8 protein-coding genes are annotated in these 9,471 nt (G+C 44.5%); 4 read left to right on the forward strand and 4 right to left on the reverse strand.

Annotated features, from left to right (window positions below; all coding sequences use genetic code 11):
- Positions 1 to 444: 444 nt before the first annotated feature.
- The 3 genes from L1D37_RS12980 to L1D37_RS12990 form a co-directional block, all read right to left on the reverse strand.
- On the reverse strand, positions 445 to 582 hold the full coding sequence (locus tag L1D37_RS12980) for a hypothetical protein (protein WP_176678948.1): 138 nt from the start codon (positions 580 to 582) through the stop codon (positions 445 to 447).
- 72 nt (positions 583 to 654) lie between these two features.
- Entirely contained in the window at positions 655 to 2,283 is a 1,629-nt protein-coding gene (locus L1D37_RS12985) for an ABC transporter ATP-binding protein (RefSeq protein WP_239848150.1), read from the reverse strand.
- A 12-nt stretch (positions 2,284 to 2,295) separates the two neighbouring features.
- Positions 2,296 to 2,790, reverse strand: coding sequence for a hypothetical protein (locus L1D37_RS12990; protein ID WP_019826219.1), 495 nt, complete (start codon positions 2,788 to 2,790; stop codon positions 2,296 to 2,298).
- A 240-nt stretch (positions 2,791 to 3,030) separates the two neighbouring features.
- Here L1D37_RS12990 and L1D37_RS12995 point away from each other — a divergent pair, with 240 nt between their 5' ends.
- Positions 3,031 to 5,391, forward strand: a complete 2,361-nt coding sequence (locus L1D37_RS12995) for an ATP-binding protein (protein ID WP_239848151.1) — start codon at positions 3,031 to 3,033, stop codon at positions 5,389 to 5,391.
- Positions 5,392 to 5,495: 104 nt separating this feature from the next.
- Here the strand turns inward: L1D37_RS12995 and L1D37_RS13000 are convergent, their stop codons facing one another.
- Complete coding sequence (locus L1D37_RS13000) at positions 5,496 to 6,242, reverse strand: flagellar brake protein (protein WP_123300197.1); 747 nt, start codon at positions 6,240 to 6,242, stop codon at positions 5,496 to 5,498.
- A gap of 275 nt (positions 6,243 to 6,517) precedes the next feature.
- Here L1D37_RS13000 and L1D37_RS13005 point away from each other — a divergent pair, with 275 nt between their 5' ends.
- The 3 genes from L1D37_RS13005 (at position 6,518) to L1D37_RS13015 (ending at position 9,271) form a co-directional block, all read left to right on the forward strand.
- Positions 6,518 to 6,802 carry a GNAT family N-acetyltransferase gene (locus L1D37_RS13005; protein ID WP_239848152.1) on the forward strand — a complete coding sequence of 95 codons (285 nt, stop codon included), beginning with the start codon at positions 6,518 to 6,520 and terminating at the stop codon, positions 6,800 to 6,802.
- Positions 6,803 to 6,813: 11 nt separating this feature from the next.
- Positions 6,814 to 7,947: a phosphotransferase gene (locus L1D37_RS13010; protein WP_239848153.1), complete on the forward strand. Its 1,134-nt coding sequence runs from the start codon at positions 6,814 to 6,816 to the stop codon at positions 7,945 to 7,947.
- Between the two features lie 142 nt (positions 7,948 to 8,089).
- Entirely contained in the window at positions 8,090 to 9,271 is a 1,182-nt protein-coding gene (locus L1D37_RS13015; protein ID WP_239848154.1) for an MFS transporter, read from the forward strand.
- The last annotated feature ends 200 nt before the right edge of the window (positions 9,272 to 9,471 follow it).

Here is a 9,471-nt window from a genome sequence, read left to right on the forward strand (position 1 = left end):
CATTGACTTTTAGCTAACTTAAGTAGTATTGCTGATATAGGTTATGCTTTCACTGATGTAATCAGTAAAATGCTCAACATTCTTTGTAAACAGAATCGACGGTTATATCGAAAACAAAATTCGCCGAGCGAGATAGTGTGGTTAGTACATTCTGTCATTGCATGGTAAGTTCTGTGTATCAAGTTCTTGACGTTATCTATCATCGTACCCGATTAAAGCACTGTGCTTGCATCTTATCTAAGTCCTCTGCTTGGCTTTTTACCTTGTCATTATGGTAAATACCAGCTTTGTTAACTGTAACGAATGAGTAAATTTGGACATTAGATTAAATGTTTTCGAATAATTTTAGTAATCCATGACATGATAACTTGGGAGACGCGTAACTCAGAAATGTCCAAAAACGAGTTGAATGAAGCCGCTCTGGGACTATGACCCGACTACCAGTTAACCCTGTTTAAAATCCGTCAATTTTAGCAAGCCTTCATAATCACTGAGTTGATTTTTATATACGCCAGAAACGAAAAATGTCGCATCCATGCGACATTTCTCTTTTGGCGGCCAAACCAGTTTTGCTATATCCATTCTAGAGTGCAATCCATTAGATGCTTTTTCAGAATGTACTTATAAGACGCTGTTAATCTTGATTAGTTCCCTTTATGCGGCATTTTTTTCCGATTTATTTTCTAAGTCGAATGACGCAGCGATGAGTTTCTTGGTGTAGTCGTTTTTCGGCGCATTGAAAATCTCTTCTGCCGCGCCTTCTTCCATCACTTCCCCCTTCTGCATCACTAATACGCGATCCGATAATGCCTTCACTACCGAAAGGTCGTGGCTGATGAACAGGAAGCCGATATTGTGCTTGGCTTGAATGTCTTTCAGCAGGTCAATAACGGTCAACTGTACTGAGCGGTCGAGTGCTGACGTCGGTTCATCCAACAGAATGAAAGATGGCTCAAGGATCAACGCACGAGCAATCGCGATACGTTGTCTTTGTCCGCCAGAGAATTCGTGCGGGTAACGGTTAATTGAGTTTGGCTCTAAGCGAACCTCAATCAGTGCTTTACGCGCTCTTTCTAAACGTTCTTGTTTTGACAAGTAAGGTTGATGCACCGTTAAGCCTTCGGTGATTATTTCCCCAACCGTCATACGTGGTGATAAAGAACCATAAGGGTCTTGGAACACCATCTGAACATCTTTCTTAAGCTTGTGACGCTCTTTATCGGTTAATAAGCTGACGTCTTGGCCTTTGTAGACAATACGCCCACTGCTTGGCAGCAATCCGATCAATGCGCGTCCAAGGGTCGATTTACCGGAACCAGACTCGCCCACAATGCCTAAGGTTTCACCCTGTTTTAGCTTTAACGAAATGCCTTTAACTGCTTCGAAATACTGGTTCTTACTTTGGATAAAGTGAGATTTGATCAAGAACTTCACGCGAATATCTTCTGCACAAAGCAGTTCAGGAGCAGATGCTTCAACAGGAACCTTCGCACCTTTCGGAATTGAGTTAATCAGCATGCGTGTGTAATCGTGTTTAGGGCTATCGAAGAGCTCTTGAGTAAGTCCTTCTTCGACCAACTCACCTTTACACATCACCAGCACGCGATCAGCGAAGTGTTTCACCACACCTAAATCGTGGGTGATGAACAGAATCGCCATACCCATTTTGCCTTGTATCTCTTTGATAAGAGAGAGTACTTCCGCTTGAACGGTTACGTCTAATGCTGTGGTAGGTTCGTCTGCAATCAGAATATCTGGTTCATTGATCAGAGCCATCGCAATCATGATTCGCTGTAGCTGACCGCCAGAAAACTCATGCGGGTACTTGGTATAAGCCTGATCTGGCATAGGTAAATGCACAAGATTAAACAGCTCTAACACACGCTGTTTTGCTTTTGATTTTGATACCTTACGGTGACACATAATGGCTTCCGCCACTTGAGTACCGACACGTAGGTATGGATTCAAAGAGGTCATTGGCTCTTGAAAGATCATGCCGATTCTATCGCCACGAATCGACTGCATTTCTCGCTCAGTTTTGCCAAGAATCGATTGACCTTCAAACTCGATGTCTGATTGCTCATCGATAATCGCGTTGTCAGGCAGCAAACGCATCAGCGCGTTGGAAGAGACGGATTTACCTGAACCTGATTCACCAACAATGGCCAAGGTTTCGCTTGAGTTAAGGGTAAAGTTAACCTTTTTGACCGCATCAATGATTCCATCATTGGTTTTGAAACTTACGGAGAGGTTATTAACTTTAAGAATGGCCCGGTCCGACATGATATATCCTTATCAATTTAAGACATTAGGTGAAGATTGAACTTCTGACGTTGTTTTTAGTTGCCCAAAATGGTGATGAGCACGTTGAATTTGTTCTAGTTCGAGCATCCAATGCGAACTGCGCTGAGCACTGCAAAAAGCAATTAGGTGATTGAGCAGGTCTTCACTCTGCTTTTCCAATAGCCCATAGGTGCGTTGAATCAGTTCGGTGCTTTCAAGCGAGATAAATTGCATCAGTGCGTAAGACTGATTCAAGGTATCAAAGGCTTGTTGATGCTGTCCTAAACGGTTGAGAATCTCAGATTGAGCAACACTCGCGTCTCTCAGCCCTGCAAGTAGGCAAGCAAACTGACAGGGTTTAATATCGCTTTGGTATGCCGCATCTTGGATGTGATGTGGAAGAGAATTGAGAACATCACCATAAAGGCGTTGTGCTTCTGGCCAGTGACCTTGCTCCATTAACTGTTCAGCTTTTAGGTAGTGCATCCAGCATCGTTCAATTTCCATGTCCACATCCTCAATTTACAATATCTGAAAATGTTAATGATATTTATTATCAATTGCAAATTAAAATCATTCACATGTTAAGTTGGTGAATTAAAACCCTCGACATTCGTAAAAATGCGCTAAATTGTGTGTTATTTGTTCAGTTGAACAGCTGTGTAGCGTAAGTCACTAAATTTATAGGAAATTACATCTACACTGATTTTATCTACACCCAAGTAATGAAGGACTAAGGAGGCGGCGATGGCGATTCAAAGACTCAATACAGAACAGCTGTATCAGGTAGCAGAACTCGAGAAGTTACCATGTAAGTCGACCAAAGAACTGGCTCCAATTGACGAGATCGTCGGGCAAGAACGTGCGCAAAAGGCCGTTGAGTTCGCGATGTCAATCAAGGAAAAGGGTTACAACATTTATGCGATAGGGCGAAATGGTCTGGGTAAACGCACCATGATCTTGCGCTATCTAAACCGACACCCTCAAGAAGTTCAGGAGCTTTTTGATTGGTGTTATATCGCAAACTTTGAAGATATTCGTACACCTAAGGTACTTAAGTTGCCTAGAGGTGTCGGCAGTAGCTTAAAGCAAGATATTGAAAAGCTAATGCGTAAACTGCTGAAAGGTATGCCTCTTGCGTTTGATAACGAGATGTACTTTAGCCGTGCTGATAGGCTGAAAAACCAGTTAGCAGCCAAGCAACAAGCCGCGCTAGAAAGCATTAGCCGAGAAGCGAAAGAGAAAGGCATCAACCTGACGATCACCACTCAAGGTGATTACCAGTTTGTGGCGATGAATGGCGATGATCTTCATACCGAAGAGAGCTTCGATCTGCTCTCAGAAGAAGAACAAGACCAGTTCGATAAAACCATTGATGCTTTGGAAGTTGGTCTGCGCACGATTTCTCGTGAGCTGACTGAACTGGAAGAGACCTACACTGAGAAAATTCAAAAGCTGAATGATGATACGGCGCGAGATGTGATCACTCACTTCATCAAGCAGTTGAAGCAGGATTACAGCCAATATCCAGACATCAAAAAGTACCTCACAGCACTGCGTAAAGACATTGTCGATAACGCCGATATTTTCTTAGAAGAGAGCACCGAACAAGCCGAAGTGGCGACCGCTTCTTTGGATAAGAAAATGCCACGTCGTTACAAGGTCAACGTGATTGTGAGCCAAAAGGAAGACACTTTGCCAATCGTGGTGGAAGAGAATCCGAATTATCACTCTCTGTTTGGCTATGTAGAAACGGCGACGTTCAAAGGCACCGTATTTACAGATTTCTCACTGATTCGCGCAGGCAGCTTACACCGAGCGAACGGTGGCGTATTACTGATGGATGCGGTAAAAGTTCTTGAACAGCCTTACGTTTGGGAAGGCTTGAAGCGTGCGCTTCGTTCGCGTCAATTGAGCTTCACTTCACTTGAAAAAGAGGTGACGTTAACGGGGGCAGTGTCGCTTGATCCTGAGCCTATCCCATTAGACGTTAAGATCATCCTGTTTGGTGATTATCGTACCTACCAACTGCTGCAACATTACGATGCGGAGTTTGGTGAACTGTTCCGTGTGACGGCCGATTTTGAAGATGAGATGAAGCGTACTCCTGATTCTGAAATGCATTACGCGCGCTTCATTTCGAGCATCGTGCATGACAACAACATGCTGCATTGTGACCGCAAAGCGATTGCGCGCATCATTGAGCACAGTTCTCGTCAGGCGGGTGATCAAGGTAAGTTGTCTCTGCACTCGGCGCATATTGCCAATCTGCTTCGTGAGTCAAACTACGTGGCGAGAGGATCAAAATCGAACCTGATTCGCGCAACGCACGTTGACCAAGCACTGTCTAACCAACAGATGCGTGTCGGACGACTGCAAGACAGCGTAATGGAAACCTTCACTAATGGCACAACACTGATCCATGTGGACGGTCAGGCTGTTGGTCAAGTGAATGCGCTTTCTGTACTCAGCACAACCGATCATATGTTTGGTGCGCCGAACCGAATCACGGCAACCACCGCTTATGGCGATGGTGAAGTGATTGATATTGAAAGAAACGTAGACCTAGGTGGCAGTATTCACTCCAAAGGCGTGATGATCTTGTCGGCTTACCTTTCTTCCGTGTTTGGTAAGACAGCCAAAGTGCCGCTCACTACCAATATCACCTTCGAGCAATCGTATGGTGGTGTGGATGGTGACAGTGCGAGTATGGCCGAGTTTTGTGCGGTGGTGTCTGCGTTTTCTAAGCAGCCAAATCGTCAAGACATCGCGATTACTGGCTCGATGAACCAGTTCGGTGAATCTCAACCTATTGGTGGTGTGAACGAGAAAATTGAGGGTTTCTTTGATGTGTGTGAAATCAAAGGGCGTTCTAATGAACAAGGGGTGATCATCCCACGTTCGAATGTTCACAACCTGATGCTGCGTAGCGATATCGTTAAAGCGGTTGAAAAGGGCGAGTTCAACATCTGGGCAATTGATCATGTGACCGAAGCGATTGAACTATTCACAGGCAAAGCGGCTGGTGAAGCGAGTGATGAGGGAAGCTACCCAATCGATACTATCTTTGGTATCGCTCAGGCCAAACTCAACGCATTGCGTAAATAGCTTAACGCTTGACGTAAAACAGCTAAATAACCGTTAACCATAAAACGAAACAGCCATCGATATTATCGATGGCTGTTTTTTTTGATTCTTACAATCTCTAGTGCTTAAGCATTCCGTAAACGAAGCTTGGTGCCATCGAACTTGAGCTTACCCAATAAGTTCTTAGCGTTGGCACGACCGATATCATCAAATTCGACGCCATAGCGCGCGTAGTGCGTAGATTTCTGAAGATTACACACAATCCCTCTCAGTGGTGGAATCAACGGGCCGTTGTAGTTCTCAGGCGTGATTTCGATAGAGACTCTATCGGCAACTTGGATCGAACGAGCGGTCGGTGAGGTCACAAAGCGACAGCCACTTTTCGAGAGGTCTCGAATCTCGCAGTTCATGCGTTGATCATCAAAGATAACTCGAGAGCTTAGGTTCACTTCATAGCGTGTCTCTTTACGCAGCTGAGTCACTTGCATCGTACTTGGTGTTGAAAGCACGATGATAGGGAAGGGTTCGCCGATGGTATGATGAATCTGGCATCTAAAGTGGATAAGTGCGCCTTCTCCTCTTAAAGAGTAAGCACGAGCCGTCATCCAAAAACCTTCTTGGAAGAAAAAGCGTAGATCATCGCTCGATACTTCCGGCACCTCAATCACAATGCAGTTATCACTGTGAGTACCGATAAATTTGGTGGTGGCAAGAAACTTGGTGCCAACAGGAGTCGAGACGTTTAGCGTCAGCTCACTGCCGTGCTCAATCATGGCCAGCGCATCGGTACTGTTTATCGTAGAAATGGTGCGGTTACGAGGATCTTGAAGTGCCTGATTATGCTCCAAAGGCTTCTTCAGTGGTGCGTTCATTATTTGTTCTCCATGCGCCAACATGCGTCTGTTAGATATATTGGTAACTTGCTAACAAGGGGTTATTACGTGCTAGATTTAGTAGGCGTACTTTGCATGATTTATAGAGTGCTTTTGTTTGTCGCTGATTTTATGTAAATTCGCGAGCTCTAAAAATATTTGCTTTGTTTGTAAGTACTTAGTTTTATTTATATGCACTTGCGTTAGTCTATTACAAGGAACTCATACTTCAAACTTTAATTGTTTGTCGTATCAATTATTTGCAGGAGTTGAGAATGAAGGCAGTAAAATGGGTTCAAGAAGAGAACCAGATCACAGTTGAGCTAGAACCGAATCAATTCGCGGTTGTTAAGTATCAGAAGGATGGCGATGTATTGCACATCACCTCGACTCGTATTCCTGATGAACTGCAAGGCAAAGGCTTTGGCAAGGTGATGATGGAGTCGGTATTACCTGAAATTGAACAGGCGGGCTTCAAAATTATACCAGTATGTAGCTACGTGGTGCACTACATGAACAGGCAAAAACAGTGGTCACATCTTCTATCCGATAAAGCATAGTAACGAGTTATATGTCTCAACCAATACCCTCAAACAACTTTGCTCAACCACAAGCGAGTTCAAGTCAAAATCAACCTGAGCTTTATAAAAAAATAGCGATTTTACTCGGGTGTCTGCAAGGGTTTGATGTTCAAGTTATTCAGCGCTTATGGGGCGGCTACGGCGAGTTAGTTCGCTTGGCCTTTGCTAAAGATAATAGTGCTTCGATGAACAGCGTTATCGTTAAACATGTCGCGTTGCCAGATAAAACTGAACACCCTAAAGGCTGGAACACCAAGCTCTCTCATCAGCGCAAGGTCCACTCTTACCAAGTCGAGACGACATGGTATCAGTCCTTCACTCAACAGTGGGACGAGCGTTGCCCAGTCCCTGTTGGACTGCATTGTGAGTTAACAGAGAACGAGTGGCTTATCGTGATGCAAGACCTAGCGGATATCGGCTTCCCGTTAACTTCTCAGTTCGATGTGCTTGCCGCATTTGATGAATCGGTTATCAAAGATACTCAGCCTAGCTATACATCTGTCGAAATTAAACAGCGTAATGCTTGCCTAAAATGGCTTGCAAACTTTCATGCAAAGCACATCCATATCGATAAAGGGCAGTCGGCACCATTGTGGCAAGTCGGTACATACTGGCACCTAGACACTCGCCCCGATGAATTGAATGCTTTGGCTGATGTCCCACTAAAGAATCAAGCACAAAACATCGACCGTCTACTCAGAGAGTGCCCATACCAAACCTTGGTTCACGGTGACGCTAAGTTAGCCAATTTCTGTTTTGATTCAGAAAGCGAACGTGCGGCTGCGGTCGATTTTCAATATGTTGGAAACGGGTGTGCGATGAAAGACGTGGCTTTGTTCATGAGCAGCGCGATTAGGCCGCAAGATTGCGCAGAGCTTGAACCACAGGTACTAGACACTTACTTCCAACACTTGAAAGAAGCATTGGCACACTATCAGCCACAGCTTTCGTTCGATGATGTTGAGAAAACATGGCGGCCAATGTTTTATGTGGCGTGGGCTGATTTCCAACGTTTTGTGAAAGGTTGGAGTCCAGAGCATTGGAAGATTAATCCTTATACTGAACAGCTTACTCAAGCGGTGGTTCAGCAGTTGGACGAAAAGAAGCCGGTCAAAGCTCGATAGAACCTCTTATTTATCCTGTTTATACCTCCTCGTTGTATGCATTTTTGCTCTCTATGAACATGAGAAAAACAAAAGTTAATCGTTTGTTAATCACCATAAAACCGGAGTATGATACTGGATTACTATTTAGGATTTGGCTGCTATGAGAGCATCACCCGCGAGCTGGAAAACGCCGCAAAACTTTTTATTACTGATTTCGATTGTTGTACCTATCGCGTTTTCGAGCTGGATGGCTCTGCTTAATAACTTCGTGATTGAGAAAGCGAACTTTGACGGTGCCGATATAGGCTTGCTGCAAAGTGTTCGTGAGATACCTGGCTTCTTAGCGTTTACTGTAGTGTTTGTTTTAGCCTTCATCCGTGAGCAACGCTTCATGTTGATATCACTAGCGATGCTGACAGTGGGCACGGCGATTACCGGTTTATTCCCTTCACTGACAGGCCTTTTACTCACCACTATTTTGATGTCGACGGGTTTCCACTATTTTGAAACGCTGAAGCAATCTTTGTCACTGCAATGGCTAAGCAAAGAAGAAGCGCCAGAGATGCTAGGTAAAATGATCTCGGTGGGAGCGCTTGCCTCTCTTCTCACCTATGGCTCTATTTGGGTGATGTTAGAACAGCTAAAACTCGATTTCGCTTGGGTATATGGCATTACCGGAGGCATCGGTTTCATTTTAGTATTGGTGATGACCTTTGGCTTCCCTGAGTTTCAAACCAAGACTCAACAGAATAAGAAGTTAGTGCTAAGGAAGCGTTACTGGCTCTACTATGCACTGACGTTTATGAGTGGCGCGAGAAGACAGATCTTCACCGTGTTTGCGGGCTTCTTGATGGTAGAGAAATTCGGTTACTCTGCTGCAGATGTCACGTTACTGTTCTTAGTGAATTACCTATTTAACTTCTTGTTCGCGAAACGTATTGGACGATTCATTGGTGTAGTTGGTGAGCGCAAGGCGTTGATCTTCGAATATATTGGTTTGATCGGTGTGTTTGTTGGTTATGGCTTGGTGCAAAGTGCTGAGTGGGCGGCGGCACTTTACGTGGTCGATCATCTGTTCTTTGCTTTGGCGTTAGCGATTAAAACCTACTTCCAAAAAATTGCAGACCCAGCAGATATGGCCTCAACCGCAGGTGTCTCTTTCACCATCAACCATATTGCGGCGGTTGTTATTCCAGTCGCGTTTGGTGTGATTTGGTTATCGTCCCCTGCAACGGTTTTCTACATTGGTGCGGCGATGGCGGCGGTTTCTTTAGCGCTATCTTTAAACATTCCGAAGAAGCCTGAAGAGGGCAACGAAGTACGAGTGTTTAGCTGGCGCTAAGCCGGAATAGCTCTGACGAGATAAATAAAAAGCTCCAATAGCGATATTGGAGCTTAATTATATGGTCCGCCTCACTCTCAAGCCCTTAAGCTTAGAGTAGGCTCTCAGAATGAGGTGAACCATATGTCTTCTATTCATATTTTAGGTATCGACCTAGGTAAACATTGCTTCCATGCTATCGCACATAACCGTTGTGGCGT

This window comes from Vibrio sp. Isolate33 (genome assembly GCF_022397895.1).
GTDB classification, from domain to species: Bacteria; Pseudomonadota; Gammaproteobacteria; order Enterobacterales; family Vibrionaceae; genus Vibrio; species Vibrio pomeroyi.